Below are 20,718 nucleotides of genomic sequence, written 5' to 3'. Positions count from 1 at the left end.
CCTTCCTGGTCAGCGGCCGTGGTCCGGGGCCGCCATGCGGGCGGCCACTTTGACGGCGTCAAGGCTGGGTCCGACGTCGTGCACGCGCACGGCCCAGGCGCCGCGGGCGGCGCTGATGGCGGTGATGGCGGCCGTGGCGGCGTCGCGCTCTTCCGGGAGCGCTGCCTTGCCGGCGACCGTCAGGAGCGTGCCAAGGAAGCGTTTGCGGGACGCGCCCACCAGAACTTTGTGGCCCATGGCATCGAGCCGGTCCAGGTTCCGCAGCAGTTCCCAGTTCTGCACGTCAGTCTTCGAGAACCCGATGCCCGGGTCCACGATGATCTGCTCGGGCAGGACGCCGGCCGCGTACAGCTTGTCGCGGACGCCGTTCAGTTCGGAGACGACGTCGTTCGCGACGTCGTCGTACTCCGTCAGGGAGGTCATGGTCTTGGCATCGCCGCGGCGGTGGGTCAGCACGTACGGCACCTTGGTCTTCGCCACGAGCTCGGCCATGCCGGGTTCGATGGTGAGGCCGGAGATGTCGTTGATGATCGCTGCGCCGGCATTTAGCGCGGCTTCGGCGGTGGAGACATGGGTGGTGTCGATGCTGACCAGCGCGCCGGCCTTCACGAGGGCTTCGATGACAGGCAACACCCGCCGCTGCTCTTCCTCCGGGCTGACCTCCTCGGCGCCGGGGCGGGTGGATTCGCCGCCGACGTCGATGATGTCGGCACCCGCGTAGAACATCCTCAGGCCGGCGGCGATGGCGGTGTCGGCCGTCGCGTGCTTGCCGCCATCGCTGAACGAATCGGGGGTGACGTTGAGGATGCCCATGACGAGCGTGCGGTCGGTGGGCAGGTCGTCGAACTTGGCTGCCGGCCGCGGTTTGCGCAGGATGGGCAGGGGTGATGTTGCGGGGCCGGTTCCAGGTGCTGCAGCTAGGGAATCCATAGTCTGTTTTTTACCTTCCGAGGATGAGGCTCATGGCTTCGGCGCGGGTGGCCGGGTCATGAAGTTGCCCGCGAACCGCGCTTGTGACGGTTTTGGCTCCGGGCTTGCGGATGCCGCGCATGGACATGCACATGTGTTCGCATTCCACCACCACGATGGCTCCGCGCGGCTTGAGGAAAGTGACCAGTGCTTCAACGATCTGCGTGGTGAGGCGCTCCTGCACCTGCGGGCGGCGGGCGTAGATGTCCACCAGGCGTGCCAGCTTGCTCAGGCCGGTCACCCTGCCGTCGTGCGAGGGGATGTACCCCACATGCGCGACACCGTGGAACGGCACCAGGTGGTGCTCGCAGGTGGAGTAGAACGGGATGTCCTTCACCAGCACGAGTTCCTCGTGGTCGAGGTCGAAGGTGGTGCCAAGCACGCTGCCCGGATCCTGGTGCAGGCCGGCAAACACCTCGGCATAGGCTTTGGCCACACGCTTGGGTGTGTCCTGCAGCCCGCCGCGGTCCGGGTCCTCGCCTATGGCCAGCAGGATTTCCCGCACAGCTGCTTCAATTCGGGGCCTGTCCACCTTGTGGTGGTGGCCCGATCCGCCCACCGCCGAATGGTCGGCGGTGGCGGTGAGGTCGTCGTCGTCGAAGTGAGTCACACCAAAGAGCTTAGCCGTGGTGGCCGTCTGGTCCGGCTTCCGTTACTCCGCCCTGGAAGGAGGCGTCCTCCGGAACACCCTGGGGATGCGGCGGAATTGCGTCCAGCGGTTCCTCGAGGCGGGCTTCCTTGGCTTCTTCCTGGGCTTCGCGTTCTGCACGCTCCTGCCGCGACTCCACCGGACCGGCCATCTGGACGGGACGGGTCTCCTTGGACAGCCAGATCTCGCGGAAATCCCGCTTGCGGATGTCGCGGAAGACGTCGGCTATTTCGGCCTGGTTCAGGGTTTCCCGTTCCAGCAGTTCCAGGGCCAGGCGGTCCAGGACGTCCCGGTTCTCGGTGAGGATGGCGTAGGCCTCGTCATGGGCCTGGTCGATCAGGCGGCGGACCTCCTCATCAACGATGTAGGCGATCTGGTCGGAGTAGTTCCGCTCATGGCTGGCGTCGCGGCCGAGGAACGGCTCGCCGCCGCCCTGGCCAAGGCGCACGGCGCCCACGCGTTCGCTCATGCCGTACTGGGTGACCATCTGGCGGGCCGTGGACGTGGCCTTTTCAATGTCGTTCGAGGCGCCGGTGGACGGATCGTGGAAGACGATTTCCTCGGCCACGCGGCCGCCCATGGCGTAGGCCATCTGGTCCAACAGTTCGTTACGGGTGACGGAGTACTTGTCGTTCTCCGGGACCACCATGGTGTAGCCCAGGGCGCGGCCGCGGGGCAGGATGGTGATTTTGGTGACCGGCGCGGAGTTCCGCAGCGCCGCGGCTACCAGGGCGTGGCCGCCCTCGTGGTACGCGGTGATCTTGCGCTCGTGCTCCTTCATGACGCGGCTGCGCTTCTGCGGGCCGGCCATGACACGGTCGATGGCCTCGTCCAGTGCGCGGTCATCGATGAGGTTGGCGTTGGAGCGGGCGGTCAGCAATGCGGCCTCGTTGAGCACGTTGGCCAGGTCTGCACCCGTGTAGCCGGGGGTCTTCTTGGCGACGGCCTTGAGGTCCACTCCCTGCGCGATCGGCTTGCCCTTGGCGTGGACCTGGAGGATCTGGTCGCGCCCGACGAGGTCCGGGGCTTCCACAGAGACCTGCCGGTCGAAGCGGCCGGGACGCAGCAGCGCCGGGTCCAGCACATCGGGCCGGTTGGTGGCGGCGATCAGGATGACGTTGGTCTTGACATCGAAGCCGTCCATTTCCACCAGGAGCTGGTTGAGGGTCTGCTCGCGCTCGTCGTTGCCGCCGCCGATGCCGGCACCGCGGTGGCGTCCGACGGCGTCGATCTCGTCAACGAAGATGATGGCGGGTGCGTTGGACTTGGCCTGCTCGAAGAGGTCACGGACGCGGGAGGCGCCGACGCCGACGAACATTTCCACGAAGTCCGAGCCCGAGATGGAGAAGAACGGCACGCCGGCCTCGCCTGCGACGGCGCGGGCCAGGAGGGTCTTGCCGGTGCCCGGAGGGCCGTAGAGCAGGACACCCTTGGGGATCTTGGCCCCGACGGCCTGGAACTTGGCAGGCTCTGCAAGGAATTCCTTGATTTCCTGCAGTTCCTCGACGGCCTCATCTGCGCCGGCGACGTCCGCGAAGGTCACCTGGGGCATGTCCTTGCTGACCATCTTGGCCTTGGACTTGCCGAACTGCATGACCTTGGAGCCGCCGCCCTGCATACGGGACAGGAGGAACCAGAACAGGACACCGAGCAGCAGCACCGGCACCAGCAGCGAGAAGAGTCCCGAGAGCCAGTTGCTCTCCACCGGCTGGTCCGTGTAGCCCTTGGAGGGGTTCGCAGCAGTCACGGCCTTGACGACGTCCGGGCCGCGGTCATTGACAAAGAAGAACTGGACGTTCTTGCCCTTGTCCTGGCCGTCGATGACGAGGTTGTCTTTCAGCACCAGGTCGACGCGGTTTTCGCCGTCGAAGATCTTGGCCTGTTCCACCTTGCCGCTCTGGGCGAGAAGCTCGAGGCCCGGCTGCGTGTCGATGCGCGTCGAGCCGCCCGGAGCCAACGTTGCAAAGGCCAGCAGAAGCATGCCGACCACAACAATGATCCAAATGCCCGGGCCCTTGAAGAAACTCTTAGCTTTCATCTGTTCGGGGGCTGGCCCCGTCCCTCCTGGTAGTGCTGCACGGCGCGAGGACTGCGCGCGTGTGGTGCTGCGTCGTTTCTAGCTATACACCGTCAGGACTAATTCACGCACGGTGTAATACAAAAGTTCCCTCAGGGCGTAGTGGCTGGTGGGAGCGCGAACGGGTCCCCGTTGGGCCCCCGTGCTCCCGCTGAAGGATGTCCTCATCCACGCGCTCCAATGCCTGCCCGAGCTGGAGTCCTTGGTGATGGTGGAATGTGCCTACAACCGCGGCGAGATCGACCTCGATTTCCTGCGTCGGCTGCTGCCCGGAGCCCGCAACGGCCGGGCGCGTGCGGTGCTCGACCTCGTGGAACGCGGGTCGGATTCACTGCTGGAAACGGTGGCCCGGGTACTGTTCCGGCGGCACGGTTTCGATGTGCGCACCCAGGTCTACCTGGCGGGAATCGGCTATGTGGATTTTCTGCTCAACGGATGCCTGATTGTGGAAATCGATGGCGTTGGCTTCCATCTGAACAAGCCCCAGTTCAAGAAGGACATCCGGCGGAACAACGTGGGGGCGCCGCCGTCGGGCTTTTCTGTACCTCTTTGAACGGCAATGCGCCGCCGTCGGGCCCGTGTTTCCAGGGTCCGACGGCGGCGCAGTCACCGAAAGCGGTGCAGAAATGCGGGGGCAGCTCCGGCAGGGGCGCCTACTCGTAGACGTGCGGGGCCAGGGTGCCCACGAAGTCCAGGTTGCGGTACTTCTCGGCGTAGTCCAGGCCGTAGCCCACCACGAACTCGTTCGGGATGTCATAGCCGACGTACTTGACGTCGATCTCCACCTTGGCGGCGGTCGGCTTGCGGAAGGCAGTGCAGATTTCCACCGAGGCGGTGCCGCGGGATTCGAGGTTGGTCTTGAGCCAGGACAGGGTGAGGCCGGAGTCGATGATGTCCTCGACGATGAGCACGTCCTTGCCCATCAGGTCTGTGTCGAGGTCCTTGAGGATTCGCACCACGCCCGAGGACTGCGTGCCGGAGCCATAGGAGGAGACTGCCATCCAGTCCATGGAGATGTGGCTGTGCAGTGCACGCGCAAGGTCAGCCATGACCATGACCGCACCCTTGAGCACGCCTACGATGAGGATTTCACGGCCTTCGTAGTCGTTGTCGATCTGCGCCGCGAGCTCGGTGATGCGCTGCTGGATCTGTTCCTTGGTGTAGAGAACGTGCTTGAGGTCTGCCTGGACGTCGGATGAATCCACCAATTGCTCCTGTGTAGATGCGGGTGCGACTATTTGCGGGACGGTTTATGAAGCCGGAATACAAGCTTCCCACAGCGGGCGGCCTCGCGGGGAACGCCTTCCGTCCCGCTCGGCCCCTGGGTACGCTCCCGGCCCTGCAGCTCGGCGAGCGAGAGGCGGTACACGCTTACCCCGCCGGGCAGTTCCACCGGACCGGCCGAGCCCTTCCGCCGCAGCAGTGTTTCCGCCGCCAAAAGGCGCTGGTAGCTGGGCTGTTGACCGCCGACGCCGGCAGCCGCCATAGCGATCACCCGGAACCTGATGGCCGGGGCAAGGTCAGTGAGGGCAGCCTCCGGGAGGCTGATGTCCGGGCCGTCGTGCTCTGCGAGCGACGCGTAAGTGCTGTTGGCCACGTCCGCCAGGTAATCGGCATCCAGCTGCAGGATGGCGGCGGTGCGAGCGAGGGACTCGGCAACGCCCGGGCCGAGTTTTTCCTCCAGCACCGGCATGACCTCCACCCTGGTCCGCGAACGTGCGAAGGCAGGATCAGAATTGCTGGGGTCGTGCCAGGGATCGAGGTCCTCTGCACGGCAGATCTCCAGGGTGTCCGCCCTGCGCAGGCCAAGGAATGGCCGGAGCAGCTTGCCCCGGGCAGGGCGCATCCCGGCCAGGGAACGCGTGCCTGAGCCGCGGGCCAGGCCGAGCAGCACCTGCTCCGCCTGGTCATCGAGTGTGTGCCCCAGGAGGATGGCGCCGGCTTCCCACTCCCCTGCCGCCGCCTCGAGTGCGGCATGGCGCGCATCGCGGGCTGCAGCTTCCGGACCGAAACCGGTGGAAGCGACATCGACAGTGCGGATCTGTACCGGGTCCAGTCCCAGGTCCCGGAGGGTCTCAGCGGTTCTCGCCGCAACATCAGCGGATCCGGGCTGCAGCTGGTGGTCCACAACCACCGCGCCTACGGTGACGGGACGGCCGTCCACGTGGCCGCGGCGCGCAAAGTAGGCGGCCACGGCTGCCAGGGCCAGGGAATCGGGGCCGCCGCTGCAGGCCACCAGGACGCGCCGGGGAAAGCCGGCTTCGGCCAGCGCATCCTGCAGCATTTTCCGTGCTGTGCCGAGGACCGGCGCCAAACGGCCAGGCCGCCGCCTTCCGCTGGGAACGGGCCCACTGGGAACGGGGCCGCCGGCAGCAGGCCCGCCGCGGACAGAGCCGCCTGGAGTGTTGGGGAGGTGCTGCACGAAAACCTAGAAACCCATCCTGTCGAGCCAGATCCTGGCGTTGTGGATTTCCTCTTCGGTGGGCAGGTTCGCCGGAGCCTCCCAGACGCGGTTGAAGCCGTCCATCCCGGCCACGTCCACCACGGCGCGGACAAACTTGGCGCCGTCGCTGTACTGCTTCATCTTGGCGTCCAGGCCCAGCAGGCTGCGGATGAACTTCTCAATGACACCCCTGTCCTTGCCGCGGGCGTTGAACCGCTGCCGGATGGTCTTCACTGAAGGGACGATGCTGGCGTCCACGGCGTCCATCACCACGTTGGCGTGGCCTTCGAGCAGGCTCATGACCGCGGTCAGGTGGGACAGTGAGGCCTTCTCCTCGGGATCCTGCAGGAGATCGAGGATGGCGCCGCGGCCGGGAGTGGAACCGGAGGCGGCGCGGTCCTTGAGCGAGCGCGCGGCCGCCGAGGCACGTTCCATCAGGGAGTCCACGTTGCCCAGAAGGTGCCCGCTGAGGTTGTCGATCTCGTTCAGCATGTGGTGCCGGAGCCACGGTGCCGCAGCGAACTGCACGCGGTGCGTCTGCTCGTGCAGGCACACCCAAAGCCGGAAATCCGTGGGGTCCACATTCAGCTCGCGTTCGACGGCGATGATGTTGGGCGCGACGAGCAGCAGGCGGCCGCCCGACGGCGCCTGCGATCCTTCAGCCAGCGCGGCAAAGGGATCATACTGGCCCAGGACCTTGCTGGAGAGGAACGCGAGCACGGCGCCGAGCTGGCTGCCGGTGATGGCGCCGCTGACCGTGGCGGCTCCAGGGCTGACGGTGCCGCGGCGGTTCTCCAGCATCTTTTCGATGGCGGGCTTGAGCATCACCGCGAAGCTCTGCGTGTTGGCCTTCGCCCACGAGGCACGGTCCACGACGAGGACGGAGGAGTCACGGAGATCCCGAGCAGCTTCCAGCCCGGTGATCTGGTGGACGTACGAAACGGAGGCATCTGCCAGCTCCCGCAGCTGGGAGACGGCGTCCCCGATCTCGGCGGCAGTCAGCGTCGGACCGGGCGGAGCCAGCCGTGCTGCTGCGGACGCGGCAAGGTCCCAGTTGATGAGGGCCTGGGCAGGGGCGGATGACTGGCTTGCAGTGGACTCCATACGCTCCATCAGAACATACGTGCCTTGCAGCGCGCCTTAAGTTCGCTGACCGGCGAACGGCAAGGGCACCGCACCGGAGCCATAAGACACGCCTAGCTGCAGCCGCAGCCGGCCAGCGCCGTGGCCGCTGTGTCCAGGGCCGGCTTGTTGCCCGCGGCTCCCGGCGTCAGGCCGTTGCCGATGAAGGAGAACACCAGGAGCCTGCCGTCGGCGTCCACCACGTACCCGCTCAGCGCGATGACCGTGTTCAGGGTTCCCGTTTTAGCCCGCACCAGGCCAGCGCCCTCGGCCGTGGACTCGTCGATGTACCTGTCGCCGAGCGTGCCCGTCAGCCCCGCCACGGGGAACCCCGCCAGTGCAGCCCTGAGCCGGGTGTCCTTGCCGTTGGTGATGGCGCGGACCACCTCGGAGAACTGGCGGGCGGAAACCTGGTTGGCCGGGGCCAGTCCGGACACATCCGCGGCGAACATTCCGTCCGTGGGGATTGCCAGCCCGGAGAGCTGCTCAAGAACGGCCGCCCTGGCCGACTCGTTCGTCCCCGGCTGGCCGCCCGCCACAGCTGTCATGCGGCCAAGGGTTTCGGCGAGGTAGTTGTCCGAGGTCTGGAGCATGAGGTCGACCTGCTGGCTGACCGTCGCAGACCGCACCTCGGCGAGGACCTTGGCGTCCGCCGCCGGCTTTCCGTCAAGACGTACGACGGCGGGTGCCACCGTGAGGCCAGCGGCGGCACCCGCCGCCTTGAGCCCGGCAGCGAACGCCTCGCCGGAGGCCATGGCGGAGTCCTGGGGCCGGGGAGCCGTGGTGTCTGCGGGATCAAACCGCGCCGAGTTCAGTGCCAGCGGAAACAGCGGGGCCATCTCGCCGGCCGCAACGTCGTCCGGGCTCCAGGCCGGGTTCAGTGCCGGACCGGTGAAAAGGGAATCATCCACAAGCACCTGGAGCTGCCCCTTGAAGCCGCCTTTCCGCAGTGACTCCACAGTCTGCTTGGCCAGCGTGGCAAGCCCGGCATGGCCAAGGACCTTGGACTCGGCGGAGTCACCGGCGCCGAGCAGGACGTCGCCGCCGCCCACCAGCACGACGGACCTGGTTGCAGCTCCCGGAGTTGCTCCCGGTGTTTCGGCCGCCGGCCCGGCGAGGACCCTGGTGCTGAACCGTTCCTCGGGGCCGATCCCCCGCAGCGCGGCCACGGCGGTGAGGAGCTTCATGTTGGAGGCCGGAATCCTGCTGGCGGCACCTTCGCGGTCATAGAGAACCTTGCCGGTGGCGGCGTCCTGGACCACGGCAGTGAAGGAGCCGCCGCCGTCGGTCTTGAGGACGGGGTCGAGCCGGGCCGCCACGTTGGCGGGAACCGGCACCGGTGCGGCGTTGCTGAGCGGATCGATGCCCTGCGGGACGGACAGGCGTTCCGGGACCAGTTGCCAGGAGGGGGTCTGGGCGGGTTCGGCCGTGGACCGGGCCGGGCCTGTCAGCGCAGGGGCAATGAGCATCCCGGCGGGAAGGGTCAGCGCCAGGAGAAGCACTGTGAGCAGGACCATGGGCCAGCTCCGGACCATGGTGGTAAGCCTGCCGCGGCCGCTCGCCGTACTCCTGGTGCCGCTCATGCTGCTGGTCCTCAAAGTCCTGAAATTACCCCATTAGTTCCTGAAACCTGGGCCTCTCGCTATATCCTCAATAGTAGTCGGCGGCACCGACAGTCCATTTTTGGTTGATCATCGCGTGTGCCGCGAACACCAAGCAATCGTCGAGGAGCATTCCATGAAGCATGACGTGACCATCGAGATCCCCAAGGGATCGCGCGTCAAGTACGAAGTCGACCATGAGACCGGCCGAGTCCGCCTGGACCGTGTCCTCTTCACTTCCATGCAGTACCCCACCCACTACGGCTTCTTCGAGAACACCCTCGGCGAAGACGGTGACCCGCTGGACGCCCTGGTGCTCCTGCAGGACTTCGATCTGCACCCGGGCGTCATCGTCGAAGCCCGCCCGATCGGTGTCTTCAACATGACCGACGACGGTGGCGGGGACGCCAAGGTCCTCTGCGTTCCGGCCGACCCGCGCTTCGACCACATCCAGGAAGTCAGCGACGTCAACGAATTCCTGATCAAGGAAATCGAGCACTTCTTCACCCGTTACAAGGACCTGGAGCCCGGCAAGTGGGTCAAGGCCGAAGGCTGGGCCGACCGCGCTGCCGCCGAAGCCGAACTTGAGGCTTCGATCAAGCGTTACGTGCCCGCAGCGCACTAATCCCCACCCACCGCCTCCCTGACAAGAGGCCCGACGGCGGCCGGTGCGGTTCCCCGTGAACCGCACCCGCCGCCGTCGTTCTTTAACGTGCGAATTGGCGGGCCGAAGTGTCCGTTCGCGCTCAGCGTGAGATCCGTAACGTGCCATCGGCTCCCAGCTTGCCTCAACGTGGGCACCGGGTAGTCTGATTTCCACAATGTTCACGCTGACTATCAATCAAACAGACAGCCGGCGCGACGGCGACCGGGTCCCGCACCTCCTCAAGGACCTACGGCATATCCCGGCGCGTCTGGACTTTGACCGCTCCGTTGAGGACGAGGTGCAGGGAATCGTGGATTGCCCGCACCAGGCGGTGGATGCCGCCCTGGTCGCGCTCCGCTGCGGGAGCTGGTATGTGGGGATCGGCGTGGGTCCGGTGAATGAGCCGCTGCCGAACCAGATCAAGGACGCCAGCGGGCACGGCCTCATCTACGCCCGCCGGGCCGTGGACCGCCTGCGCAACAGCAAGGAACGCATCCCGGTGGCCGTGGAGGGTCCCCTGCCGGACGTCGCGGCCGAGTCAGAGTCTGTGCTCCGTCTGCTGGGCCACATAGTCCGGGACAGGAGCGAGGCCGAGTGGCGCGTGCTTGACCTGATGACCCCCGGGGTGCGCGGCCAGCAAAAGATGGTGGCCGCCGAACTCGGCATTACTTCCCAGGCTGTCAGCAAGGCCGTGGCGAGGTCGCAGTGGAACGAGGAGCACGCAGCCCGGCCGGCGGCGGCCAGGCTGCTCGCACTGATTCTCGACGTGCGCTAGACCGCCCGTCACGGCGGGCCGGCAGCTAGGGGGCCGGCCGCTAACGGATGCGGCTACAGGAGGCCGCGCAGCACGTGGGCGGCGCCGTCGTCGTATACCGATTTGGTGACCTCGTCCGCGGCGGCGACCACCTCCTCCGGAGCCTGCCCCATGGCTACCCCGCGGCCCGCCCAGGCGAGCATCTCGATGTCGTTGCGGCCGTCGCCGATGGCAACCGTGGCGGCGGGATCAACGCCGAGGCGGCTGCGGAGGTTCTCCAGCGCACTGGCCTTGGTGACGCCGGCAGCGGCGATGTCCAGCCACGCGGTCCAGCCGACCGAATAGGTAACACCGGCAAGGCCGATGTGCTGGATGGCTTCGTTGAACTCCTCCGGTGTGTTCTCCGCGCTGAAGACCACGACGCGGACCGCTGTGGCCTCGAGCATGGTCTGGAAGTCCACGCCGATGGCCTCGACGCCGAAGCTCGCGTCCTGGAAGCGCTCGGTGGAGAGGAAGTTCCCGTCCGCGTCCTCCAGCGCGTACTTTGCTGCCGGCAGGCGCTTTCGGAGGGCGCGGAGCGCCGGACCCGGATCGAAGGTGGCCTTGTGGATGATGTCGTAGCCGTTGGGCAGTCCGGGGTCCAGGCGGAGGGTCACGCCGCCGTTGCAGCAGACGGCGTAACCGCGTTCCAGGCCGATCTGTTCGATGATGGGCAGCGTGGCGTTGAGCGAGCGGCCGGTGGCGATCATGACCTCATGCCCGGCCGCGACCACAGCCTGCGCGGCATCGCGGACCGGAGCGGACATGTGGCCGTCGTGGTCCACGAGGGTGCCGTCCACGTCCAGGGCGATCATGAGGTTCTGTTGTGCTTCTCGCCGGTCTTCGATGCCGGCGGCTGAGGATTCAGTCAGTGTAGTCATGCTTCCTAGTACAGCAGACGCCCCTGACACCAGCTAGGACGCAGAGCACAGCAGCGCGTTAACAGCGGGTAAATATTCACACGTTGTCCCCGGTGTGAGTATTTACCCGCTGGACGGAACCGGCTTAGAGAACCGGGAGAACCTGGAGGCCGCCGAGGTACTTCTGCAGGGCCGCAGGCACGTTGACCGAGCCGTCGGCGTTCTGGTGGTGCTCCAGCAGCGCCACGATCCAGCGCGTGGTTGCCAGCGTGCCGTTGAGCGTGGCCACAGCACGGGTGCCCTTGGGGCTGCCGTCCTCGGTGAACACGCGCTCACGGATGTTGAGGCGGCGCGCCTGGAACGTGGTGCAGTTGGACGTGGAGGTCAGCTCGCGGTAGGCGCCCTGTGTGGGGACCCACGCTTCGCAGTCGAACTTCCGGGCCGCGGACATGCCGAGGTCGCCGGCGGCGGTGTCGATCACGCGGTACGGAAGCTCGCACTTGGCCAGCATCTGCTCTTCCCAGGCCAGCAGGCGCTCATGCTCGGCTGCAGCCTCTTCCACCGTGGTGTAGATGAACATTTCCACCTTGTTGAACTGGTGGACGCGGATGATCCCGCGGGTGTCCTTGCCGTGCGAGCCGGCCTCGCGGCGGTAGCAGGAGCTCTGGCCCGCGAAACGGATCGGGCCTGCGGAGAGGTCCAGGATCTCGTCGGCGTGGTACCCGGCGAGCGGCACTTCAGAGGTGCCCACAAGGTAAAGGTCGTCTTCGGCGAGACGGTAGATCTCGGCGTCGTGCTTGACATCGAATCCGGTGCCCTGCATGGTCTCGGGGCGCACCAGGGTGGGGGTGATCATGGGAATGAAGCCGGCCTCGATGGCCTGCTCCATGGCCATCTGCAGCAGGGCCATTTCCAGCCGGGCGCCCACGCCGCGCAGGAAGTAGAAGCGGGCACCGGAGACCTTGGCGCCGCGCTCCATGTCGATCGCGCCGATCAGTTCGCCGATCTCAAGGTGGTCGCGGGGTTCGAAGTCAGGGAATTCGCGCGGCGTGCCGACGGTCTTGACAACAACGTAGTCGTCCTCGCCGCCGGCCGGAACGCCGTCTTCAATGAGGTTGGGGATGGTGCGCAGCAGTTCTTCCTGCTTGGCCTGGGCAGCGTCGGCCTCAGCCGAGGCTGCCTTCACCGCACCCGCCAGCTCGCGGACCTCGGCGAGCAGTGCCTGCTTTTCCTCGCCCTTGGCCTGCGCCACCTTCTTGCCGAACGCGTTCTGTTCGGCCCGGAGGTTTTCGAAGCTGATCAGTGCCGTGCGGCGCGCGGCGTCGGCGTCGATGATCGCGTCCACCAGGGTTTCGTCCGCACCGCGGGCGCGCTGGCTGGCGCGGAACTTGTCCGGATTTTCGCTGAGGTCTTTTACGTCGATCACCAGACAAGGGTATCGAATCTGCGGGACACTCCGGGCGGGATAGTGTTGGAGCACCATGAGCGACCTGCTTCTTTACGTCCTGATCGCTGTAGCCCTGGCCTTCGCCGTCTCCAGCTGGTGGGGCGTGCGCAGGCTGAAGGCCCTGCACGTCCGCAGCGCCGTGCGGGAAGTGGCCCATGAACACGGCCTGGAACGCCAGCGGGTCGCCGTCGTCCTCAACCCCATCAAGGCCAAGGCCGATGAAGCCCGCGCAACCATCCAGCGCGCCTGCCTGGCCGCCGGCTGGGAGGAGCCCCGCTTCTTCGAAACAACGCCGGAGGACCCCGGCCACTCGCAGGTCCGGTCGGCGCTGGAGTACGGGGCCGACGTCGTTCTTGTGGGTGGCGGTGACGGTACCGTGCGGGTGGCCGCCGAGGCCCTGGCCCACACCGGCGTGGCGATGGGCCTGATCCCGCTCGGCACCGGCAACCTGCTGGCCCGCAACGTGGACCTGGATGTTTACGACCTGCACGGAAGCATCCAGACCGCGCTCTTCGGCCACCAGCGGTTCATCGACACGGCGCGGATGAAAATCGAAAACTCCCGCACCGGCCACTCCTCAAGCCACTCGTTCCTCGTCATCGCCGGCATCGGCATGGACGCCGAGGTGGTGGGCGACACGAACGATGGCCTGAAGCGCGCTGTCGGCTGGCTTGCCTACACCGAGGCCGGCGTCCGCCACCTCCGCGGGCGCAGGAAGAAAGTCGCCATCTCGCTGGATGACCAGCCGGACCAGTCCAGGAAGATCCGCAGCATCCTGTTCGCCAACTGCGGCCTGGTTCCGGGCGGCATCGACTTCATCCCGCAGGCAATGATCGACGACGGGATGCTGGACGTGGTGGTCATGAGCCCCCGCAGCGCCGTGGGATGGCTGGCGATGTACGCCAAGATCCTGTTCAAGCACAAGCGGCACCTGCCCGTCATGAGCGTCTACCGCTCCGGGAAGGTGGTCATCAAGTGCCCCGAACCCATGCCCACCCAGCTCGACGGCGACACGTCGGGTGATGCCACAAAGGTGACTGTGCAGGTGGAGCCGAGATCGTTGCTGGTGCGGGTCAGGGAAACCCTGGGATGACTGCGCCCTAGGCTGACTGCGGTGTGCCGGCGTGCTTGGCAGACTCGGCAGCGGCCTTGGCGGCAGCCCGGGCTTCGGACTGTTCGCGGATCATGGCCTGCTCCTCTTCGAAGCGAAGGCGGTCCGCACGGTCGGCGTCGTCCCCGTCCCAGTCCTGGTTCTCCGCTGTGGGCTTGGGGTTGACGATCATTCCCTGGCCGTCGTTGTCATTCTTGTCCGACATGACCCGCTCCTTTCGTTGGGGTCATCCCTTTGTTGATCATGCAAGCATACGCACAGCAACAGGGGCAGGGAAGTGCCCGGCGGGGCATTTATCTACGCTGACGGCGAAGCTTCCACCGGTGTCTCCGGGCCCAGGGAGTCTCCGGCGAGTATCCCATTGACCCATGCATGCGCTGCCTGGAATGCCTCATCGGACGTGTGCTCCGGCACCACGGGAGCCTGCGCATCGGCACGGCCGTACGAACCAAGGAACCGCGTGGCGGGGCTGATGCGGTGCAGGCCGGCGAGGGCGTCGGCCACCCGTGCGTCGCCGACGTGGCCGTCGGCGTCGATGCTGAAGAAGTAGTGCCCCAGGTACTGCCCGGTGGGCCGGGACTCGATGCGGCTCAGATTCACGCCGCGGGTGGCGAACTGGTCCAGGATTTCCATCAGCGCGCCCGGCCGGTCCTCGGGAAGGGGCACCACGACCGTTGTCTTGTCCGCGCCGGTCCGGGCCGGCAGGATGCCTGGACGACTGACCAGTATGAACCGGGTCACGGCGCCGGGATTGTCACCGATGTTCTCGGCCAGCACATGCAGAGCCGGCTGCTCAGCGGCGACTATCGGCGCGCAGATCGCGGCGTCGTAGTGCACGTCGTCCTCCAGCAGGCCCATCGCAGCAGCAGCCGTGGAGGACCCCGGAATGTATTCTGCGCCGGGAATATGCTCGTCGACCCACAACCTGCACTGCGCCCAGGCGTGCCCGTGCGTGGAGATCCGGCGGATCTGGGAAAGCTCGACGCCCGCCCGTGCCACCAGCACGAAGCTGATGGGCACGAGAGCCTCGCGGATGATCCTCAGTTCCTGTCCCGTGGCAATGGAATCCAGGGTGGCCGTAACACCGCCCTCCACCGAGTTTTCGATGGGCACCATCGCCGCGTCGGCTGATCCGTCCCGCACCCTGTCCAGAGCGGCGTTGACGTTGGAGGAGGGGATGCGCAGGGATTCGGCCGCGTCCGGAACCTGCAGGAGCGCCGCCTCCGTAAACGTGCCCTCGGGGCCGAGGAAGGTGTAGGTGCGGCGGGCGGAGGGCATGGATATTCCTTTGCGTGTGTGGGAAGGGCAGGCAGGAGTTGCTGCTGCTACAGGACCACGGGCTTGCGGCCGTTGTCGGACACCAGCGGTTTGCCGGACTCGAGCCACTGGTCCATGCCGCCGGCTACGTTCACTGCGGAGTAGCCCTGGCCCACCAGCCACTGGGCTGCCCGGAAGGAACGCCCGCCGGTCCGGCAGATGACATACAGGTCCTCGTCCGGGTCCAGATCATCCAGGCGACCAGGCAACTGGTCCATGGGGATGTGCAGGGCACCTTCGGCGTGACCTGCCGCCCATTCGTAGTCCTCCCGCACGTCCAGGATGGTGGCGTCCGCGGGGACGTCCTTAACGGTGACGGTATCGAAGTCGCTCATGGGAGTCCTCTCCTTGGCCTCAAGCTCTCCGTTCCAGCGTATCGCCAGCGCAGCCCCCGCACCCTTCGGCCGGCACAGGTTACGCTGGTCCGAAGCCCGCGAGCCGCCGCAAAGGAGCACAGTGTCCGCCCCACCCCGCCTGGCCGACATCCACCGCCTGCCGGCCGTGCAGCTGAGGGCAGCGCTGCGTTCCGGGGAGGTCTCAGCCCGCGAAGTCACGGCGCATTTCCTCGCGCGGATCGAGGAATCGAACCCGAGGCTGGGTGCCTTTATCACCGTCACCGGGCCGAGGGCGATGGCCGAGGCCGCCGCAGCAGACGCCCTGTTCGCCCGGCGTCGTCCGGACCAGCCGCTGCCGCCGCTGCACGGGATGCCAGTGGCATTCAAGGACCTCACCGATGTTGCCGGCGTGGTAACCACCCACGGCAGCGCAGCACTGGACCGGCGGCCCGCACCGGCCGACGGCGCCCTCGCGGCAGCCGTCAGGGGCGCTGGTGCCATCTCCCTCGGCAAGACGCAGGTACCCGAATTCGGGCTGACGGCCTACAGCGAAAACCGCATCGCACCGCCGTCGCGTAATCCGTACGCCCTGAGCAGGAGTTCGGGCGGTTCCTCCGGCGGCAGCGCCGCTGCCGTGGCGGCAGGGCTGGTGCCGTTCGCGCCCGGGACCGACGGCGGCGGGTCGATCCGGATACCGGCGGCAGCGTGCGGCCTGCTGGGCCTGAAGCCCGGCAGGGGCGTGGTCCCGGCGGGTGAAAGCAGCGGGGATCCGGCCGGCCTGGTGGTGGCCGGACCGCTGGCGCGCTCCGCGGCCGACGCCGCGCTGCTGCTCGATGTCTTGGCCCCCACCGGCCCCGGAACGCCGGACGGAGCGGGCTACCTGGAAGCCGTCAGCCGCGCGCCTGCCTCGCTGCGGATCGGCGTCAGCCTGGACAGCCCGTGGGGCGGGATCTTCCCATTCACCCCGGATCCGGAGGCCCTGGACGCGCTGGACGCCGGCGTCCGGCTGCTCACCGGGGCGGGGCACCACGTCGCCGAGGCTGAGATCCGGTACGACAACCGATACCCCGACGCGTTCACCACCGCCTGGACAGCAGGCGTGGGCGCTGCCCGGATCGCGCCGCACCGCGAGGTCCTGCTGACGCCGCTGACGCGCACCTTCCGGCGGCGGGCGCAGCAGCGGAGCGCCGCCAAACTCAATGAATGCCTCGCGTTCCTGCGGCAATTTGAGCGCGACACGCTGGCACAGTATTCGGCCTGGGACCTGGTCCTGACGCCGGCGCTGGCCCAGACGCCGCGTCCGGTGGGCTGGTTCACCGGGTCGGGGCACGGGGACGGCAGGTGGCCGTCCCCGGAATGGGCAGGCGACGCCGACGGCGATTACCGGAGGCAGTGCGAGTTCGCACCATGGTCGTCCATGGTCAATGTGTGCGGCCTGCCGGCCATCAGCATTCCCGTGCACTGGACCGGCGGCAGCCCCGGGGCGGGGCTGCCGATGGGCATCCAGCTGATTGGGCGGCCCGGCTCAGAAGCACTGCTCCTGCAGGTGGCAGCCCAGCTGGGGTTCTAGGTTGGGGACCGGCCGCTCAGATGGTGCTGGACGTGCTGGCAACGCTCGCCAGGATGGTGAGTCCCACGATCGCGAGGACGGTCAGGACCAGGCCAAGGTACCCCATCACCAGGCCGGCGATGGCGAAGCCGCGGCCTGACGGTTCACGCCGCAGCGCCAGATGGCCCAGGATCACCGCGGCCAGCTGCGGCAGGATGAAGAATCCGAAGCCCAGGTAGACGGCAATGCCGCAGCAAAGGCTGGCAATGCTCAGGCCCTTCGGCTGGGGTGCTGCGCCGTAGTAGGAGGGCTGGCCGTACGGGCTGGAATAGGCCTGATTGTATTCCTGGCCGTACTGGTAGCCGTACTGCTGGCCATAGGGGCTGGCCGGCTGGCCGTACTGCTGGCTGGCGTCGCCGTACTGCCCGCCATACTGCTGGCCCGGGGTGTACTGCGGCGGGGTGTATTGCGGCGGATCGTACAGTGGCGGGGCCGGGATGTCCGGGCCCTGTTTGCCGTACGACGACTGGTGGTGGGTGTCCGGCGTCGGCTCGTCGCCGGATCCGGGACGCTGCTCTGTCATGGAAATCCCCTCATATGGTCCTCAACAGAACATTACCGCCGCCGCCACGGCAACGGATCGTGCACCGCAATGGATCGTGCACCGCAATGGCTCGGGAAGCCGGCTCACTTGGGGAGCAGCTCCCACAACAGCCACAGGGGCGGCGCCAGCAACGCCGCGAAGACGAGGCCCGCGACGAGCGACCTTCCCACAACGCGCAGCACGGGGCCCGGACGTTGGTCCCGGCCGTAAAGGTAGTTCGGTGGAAGGGGACGGCTGTGCACGGTGTACCTGTGGACCGGGCGCCGGAGCGCAGCCGGGGACGTTTCCGGCCGGGGGGTGTCCGCGCGTCGTGTATCGGGGCGGTGCTGGTTCCCGACGGTGCCGGCCTCCGGCACCTGCGGACGGGTGAGGAGCTGCCCAAGCTGCGCGTAGAGCAACAGCACCGAAGGGGCATCCAGCACGTCGGGCAGGTCGGTCACGGCGGCCGCGATGCAATCCATCCCCCGCACCTCGATGCCCGATCCGGTGGTGCCCTGCACTTCGGGCTGGGCCGTCAGGCAGATCAGCGAGCGGACCAGCCTCCGCCGCGGCGCCGGCAGGACAGCAGCCACCGCGGCTGCCTGCGCCAGCGCCGTCTCCACTGCCGGGAACCGGTCATGACCGTTCTGCCGCAGGGTGCCATCAACTACGTCGACATCGCCGGACCAGTTCTTGGCACTGACCACCACCACCCCGCCGGGTCCCACCAGGACATGCTCCAGCCGGGCCAGCGGGCGGCCGGGCCAATGCACATCGTGCAGGAGGAACCAGCCGTAAGGCCCCAGTTGGGCTAGCCTTTCGGCCACGAGATGGCTGCTTTGCTCCGCGCTGACGGAGCCAGCAGCAATCCGTTCAGAGGCGAGCCTCGTCCGTTCGAATGCTGCATCTCCAGACCCCATTGTTCACCTCTGCATTACTCGCGCGTCGTCCAAATGACCTGCCCAATTCAGCCGAACCAAATCACCCGGACGTAAATGGCCCTGCCCGAAAAGCCGGCCAAATTGCCGTCCGAAACCGGCCGAATTATCCGCCCCCGTGGGCACGGCTGGAATTCAGCCACAGGCTTCCTGGACGTTTCCGCTGGTCCGGACGCCCGGCGTCGTACTTCATACCGGACTGATTCCTGCCGTTTGAACGTAACAGCCCCCTCAGGGGTGGGTATATAAGTACTTTTCCGGCACTACTCAGTTTCTTATCCCGGATAAATGCAAGTAGCCCGGAAAATTGATGACATTCTGCGTCACAGGGGCCGGATTCCGGACACTCCGTGTTGCCCTCCGCCGTCGTCTGGCATGCTGGTGCCATGGCTAGCCGAGCGGGCACAGTTGCCCAACCCCAAGACCTTGTCGACCTGACCGCACTGCTCGACGCGTACTACGACGTCAAGCCTGACTTGGGGGATCCCGGCCAGCGCGTGGCTTTCGGAACTTCCGGGCACCGCGGATCAAGCCTGAAAGCGTCCTTCAATGAAGGGCATATCGTGGCGATCACGCAGGCGATCGTGGAATACCGCGCCGGACAGGGCATCACCGGCCCGCTGTTCCTGGCCAAGGACACCCACGGACTGAGCGAACCGGCGCAGAACTCCGCCCTTGAGGTGCTGGCGGCAAACGGCGTGAACGTCCTCATCGACGCGCGGCACGGCTACACCCCCACCCCGGCGCTGAGCCACGCCATCCTCACGTACAACAACAACGCCCCGGCCGGAGCCCCGCAGGCTGACGGCATTGTTGTCACCCCCAGCCACAACCCGCCGGCTGACGGCGGCTTCAAGTACAACCCTCCGCACGGCGGCCCTGCAGACACCGACGCGACGGGCTGGATCGCCAACCGCGCCAACGAACTGCTGGAGAACGGGCTCCGCGGCGTGAAGCGTATTCCGCTGGCCCAGGCCCTCGAGGCCGAAACCACCGGAAAGTTCGACTTCCTGAGCAGCTACGTGGACGATCTGCCCTCTGTCCTGAACCTGGACGCCATCCGGGACGCCGGGGTCCGGATCGGCGCCGACCCCATGGGCGGCGCGTCCGTCGACTACTGGGGCGAGATTGGCGAACGCCACCAGCTGAACCTAACGGTGGTCAACCCCACGGTGGACCCGCAGTGGGCCTTCATGACCCTGGACTGGGACGAGAAGATCCGGATGGACTGCTCTTCCCCGTCAGCCATGGCCTCGCTTATCAACCGGATGGCTGTTGGTGCGGACGGGTCCGCCGCCTACGACGTCGCCACCGGTAACGACGCCGACGCCGACCGGCACGGCATCGTTACCCCTGACGGTGGCCTGATGAACCCCAACCATTACCTTGCGGTTGCCATCGATTACCTGTACCGCAACCGCAGCGGCTGGAACCCGAACTCCGTCGTGGGCAAGACCCTCGTATCCTCCTCGATCATCGACCGCGTGGCGGGCGGCCTGGGCCGCAAGCTCGTGGAGGTGCCCGTGGGCTTCAAGTGGTTTGTCCCCGGCCTGCTCTCCGGCGAAGGCGCGTTCGGCGGAGAGGAATCAGCCGGCGCTTCCTTCAACAAGCGCGACGGCAGCGTCTGGACCACGGACAAGGATGGCATCCTGCTGGCACTGCTGGCTTCGGAGATCACTGCTGTCACCGGCAAGTCGCCGTCTCAACTCTACAAGGGCCTCACCGACCAGTTCGGCGCGCCTGTCTATGCACGCATCGACGCCGCCGCCACCCGGGACCAGAAGGCGGCGCTGGGCAAGCTGTCCCCGGAGGACGTCACTGCCACTGAACTGGCCGGCGAGACGATCACCGCGAAGCTGACCAAGGCGCCGGGCAACGGCGCCTCCATCGGCGGCCTGAAGGTGGTTACCGAGAACGCGTGGTTCGCGGCCCGCCCCTCCGGCACCGAGGACGTCTACAAGATCTACGCGGAGTCCTTCAAGGGCGCCGACCACCTCAAGCAGGTCCAGGCCGAAGCCAAGGCGCTGGTGGACGGGGTCATTTCGTAGGGCTCCACCGGCCCCGCAAGGAACCGGAAAGCGCCGGATGGCGTTGGCCATCCGGCGCTTTTCTGCTGCGGCCGCAGGCGCATAGTTGGGGCAGAACGGACCGGCCCAAGAAGTCCAAACAGGACTAACATTGGAATTGGCCCGGAGCATGCCTTGCAGTTCTGAACTGCAAAAATACTGTCCCGAATGCCTCCGGAATGTCCCCCATATTGCCGGAGGCATTCCGTGTC

General features: G+C 66.9%; 19 protein-coding genes and 1 pseudogene. 6 read left to right on the top strand and 14 right to left on the bottom strand.

Annotated elements, in window-relative coordinates:
- Positions 1 to 9: 9 nt before the first annotated feature.
- From folP to ftsH, 3 genes are read right to left on the bottom strand one after another with little or no spacing between them, the layout of a single operon-like run.
- Positions 10 to 930 (bottom strand): dihydropteroate synthase, encoded by a 921-nt coding sequence (gene folP / locus ABRP34_RS16160; RefSeq protein ID WP_353710981.1) that lies wholly within the window; start codon positions 928 to 930, stop codon positions 10 to 12.
- A 10-nt stretch (positions 931 to 940) separates the two neighbouring features.
- On the bottom strand, positions 941 to 1,579 hold the full coding sequence (gene folE, locus ABRP34_RS16155) for a GTP cyclohydrolase I FolE (protein WP_003799730.1): 639 nt from the start codon (positions 1,577 to 1,579) through the stop codon (positions 941 to 943).
- Positions 1,580 to 1,589: 10 nt separating this feature from the next.
- Complete coding sequence (gene ftsH / locus ABRP34_RS16150; protein WP_003799728.1) at positions 1,590 to 3,656, bottom strand: ATP-dependent zinc metalloprotease FtsH; 2,067 nt, start codon at positions 3,654 to 3,656, stop codon at positions 1,590 to 1,592.
- Positions 3,657 to 3,837: 181 nt separating this feature from the next.
- Here ftsH and ABRP34_RS16145 point away from each other — a divergent pair, with 181 nt between their 5' ends.
- Positions 3,838 to 4,248 (top strand): hypothetical protein, encoded by a 411-nt coding sequence (locus tag ABRP34_RS16145; protein WP_353710980.1) that lies wholly within the window; start codon positions 3,838 to 3,840, stop codon positions 4,246 to 4,248.
- A gap of 100 nt (positions 4,249 to 4,348) precedes the next feature.
- Here the strand turns inward: ABRP34_RS16145 and hpt are convergent, their stop codons facing one another.
- From hpt to dacB, 4 genes are all read right to left on the bottom strand, one after another.
- Positions 4,349 to 4,900, bottom strand: a complete 552-nt coding sequence (gene hpt, locus ABRP34_RS16140; protein ID WP_353710979.1) for a hypoxanthine phosphoribosyltransferase — start codon at positions 4,898 to 4,900, stop codon at positions 4,349 to 4,351.
- A 29-nt stretch (positions 4,901 to 4,929) separates the two neighbouring features.
- A complete protein-coding gene (gene tilS / locus ABRP34_RS16135; protein WP_353710978.1) occupies positions 4,930 to 5,979 on the bottom strand; it encodes a tRNA lysidine(34) synthetase TilS in 1,050 nt (349 codons plus the stop codon).
- Between the two features lie 144 nt (positions 5,980 to 6,123).
- Entirely contained in the window at positions 6,124 to 7,242 is a 1,119-nt protein-coding gene (locus ABRP34_RS16130; protein WP_003799718.1) for a zinc-dependent metalloprotease, read from the bottom strand.
- Between the two features lie 92 nt (positions 7,243 to 7,334).
- On the bottom strand, positions 7,335 to 8,795 hold the full coding sequence (gene dacB, locus ABRP34_RS16125; RefSeq protein WP_353713383.1) for a D-alanyl-D-alanine carboxypeptidase/D-alanyl-D-alanine-endopeptidase: 1,461 nt from the start codon (positions 8,793 to 8,795) through the stop codon (positions 7,335 to 7,337).
- Positions 8,796 to 8,997: 202 nt separating this feature from the next.
- Between dacB and ABRP34_RS16120 the strand changes: the two genes are divergently transcribed.
- Positions 8,998 to 9,486 carry an inorganic diphosphatase gene (locus tag ABRP34_RS16120; protein ID WP_003799714.1) on the top strand — a complete coding sequence of 163 codons (489 nt, stop codon included), beginning with the start codon at positions 8,998 to 9,000 and terminating at the stop codon, positions 9,484 to 9,486.
- A 196-nt stretch (positions 9,487 to 9,682) separates the two neighbouring features.
- Positions 9,683 to 10,282 carry a hypothetical protein gene (locus tag ABRP34_RS16115; RefSeq protein WP_003799712.1) on the top strand — a complete coding sequence of 200 codons (600 nt, stop codon included), beginning with the start codon at positions 9,683 to 9,685 and terminating at the stop codon, positions 10,280 to 10,282.
- 53 nt (positions 10,283 to 10,335) lie between these two features.
- Here ABRP34_RS16115 and ABRP34_RS16110 read toward each other — a convergent pair whose 3' ends face one another.
- Both ABRP34_RS16110 and serS read right to left on the bottom strand, forming a co-directional pair.
- On the bottom strand, positions 10,336 to 11,181 hold the full coding sequence (locus tag ABRP34_RS16110) for an HAD family hydrolase (protein WP_003799709.1): 846 nt from the start codon (positions 11,179 to 11,181) through the stop codon (positions 10,336 to 10,338).
- A 124-nt stretch (positions 11,182 to 11,305) separates the two neighbouring features.
- Positions 11,306 to 12,586: a serine--tRNA ligase gene (serS, locus tag ABRP34_RS16105; RefSeq protein ID WP_353710977.1), complete on the bottom strand. Its 1,281-nt coding sequence runs from the start codon at positions 12,584 to 12,586 to the stop codon at positions 11,306 to 11,308.
- Between the two features lie 55 nt (positions 12,587 to 12,641).
- Between serS and ABRP34_RS16100 the strand changes: the two are divergent.
- Positions 12,642 to 13,685 (top strand): annotated as a pseudogene (locus ABRP34_RS16100) (diacylglycerol kinase family protein); the annotation flags it as partial.
- 22 nt (positions 13,686 to 13,707) lie between these two features.
- Here ABRP34_RS16100 and ABRP34_RS16095 read toward each other — a convergent pair.
- From ABRP34_RS16095 to ABRP34_RS16085, 3 genes are all read right to left on the bottom strand, one after another.
- Positions 13,708 to 13,923: a hypothetical protein gene (locus ABRP34_RS16095; RefSeq protein WP_353710976.1), complete on the bottom strand. Its 216-nt coding sequence runs from the start codon at positions 13,921 to 13,923 to the stop codon at positions 13,708 to 13,710.
- A 92-nt stretch (positions 13,924 to 14,015) separates the two neighbouring features.
- Positions 14,016 to 14,996 (bottom strand): prephenate dehydratase, encoded by a 981-nt coding sequence (gene pheA / locus ABRP34_RS16090; protein ID WP_353710975.1) that lies wholly within the window; start codon positions 14,994 to 14,996, stop codon positions 14,016 to 14,018.
- Between the two features lie 47 nt (positions 14,997 to 15,043).
- Entirely contained in the window at positions 15,044 to 15,370 is a 327-nt protein-coding gene (locus ABRP34_RS16085; RefSeq protein ID WP_353710974.1) for a rhodanese-like domain-containing protein, read from the bottom strand.
- 139 nt (positions 15,371 to 15,509) lie between these two features.
- Between ABRP34_RS16085 and ABRP34_RS16080 the strand changes: the two genes are divergently transcribed.
- A complete protein-coding gene (locus ABRP34_RS16080; RefSeq protein WP_353713382.1) occupies positions 15,510 to 16,940 on the top strand; it encodes an amidase in 1,431 nt (476 codons plus the stop codon).
- A 16-nt stretch (positions 16,941 to 16,956) separates the two neighbouring features.
- Here ABRP34_RS16080 and ABRP34_RS16075 read toward each other — a convergent pair whose 3' ends face one another.
- Positions 16,957 to 17,502, bottom strand: coding sequence for a DUF4190 domain-containing protein (locus ABRP34_RS16075; protein WP_353710973.1), 546 nt, complete (start codon positions 17,500 to 17,502; stop codon positions 16,957 to 16,959).
- A gap of 104 nt (positions 17,503 to 17,606) precedes the next feature.
- Positions 17,607 to 18,422 (bottom strand): NERD domain-containing protein, encoded by an 816-nt coding sequence (locus ABRP34_RS16070; protein ID WP_353710972.1) that lies wholly within the window; start codon positions 18,420 to 18,422, stop codon positions 17,607 to 17,609.
- A 404-nt stretch (positions 18,423 to 18,826) separates the two neighbouring features.
- Between ABRP34_RS16070 and pgm the strand changes: the two genes are divergently transcribed.
- The gene (gene pgm / locus ABRP34_RS16065) at positions 18,827 to 20,488 is read left to right on the top strand and encodes a phosphoglucomutase (alpha-D-glucose-1,6-bisphosphate-dependent) (protein WP_003799692.1); all 1,662 of its coding nucleotides are present in this window, start codon (positions 18,827 to 18,829) and stop codon (positions 20,486 to 20,488) included.
- The last annotated feature ends 230 nt before the right edge of the window (positions 20,489 to 20,718 follow it).

This window comes from Arthrobacter sp. K5, assembly GCF_040448525.1.
Lineage (GTDB): Bacteria > Actinomycetota > Actinomycetes > Actinomycetales > Micrococcaceae > Arthrobacter > Arthrobacter globiformis.
Note: the sequence above shows the minus strand (reverse complement) of the source record. Positions and strands in the feature narration are given on the sequence as shown.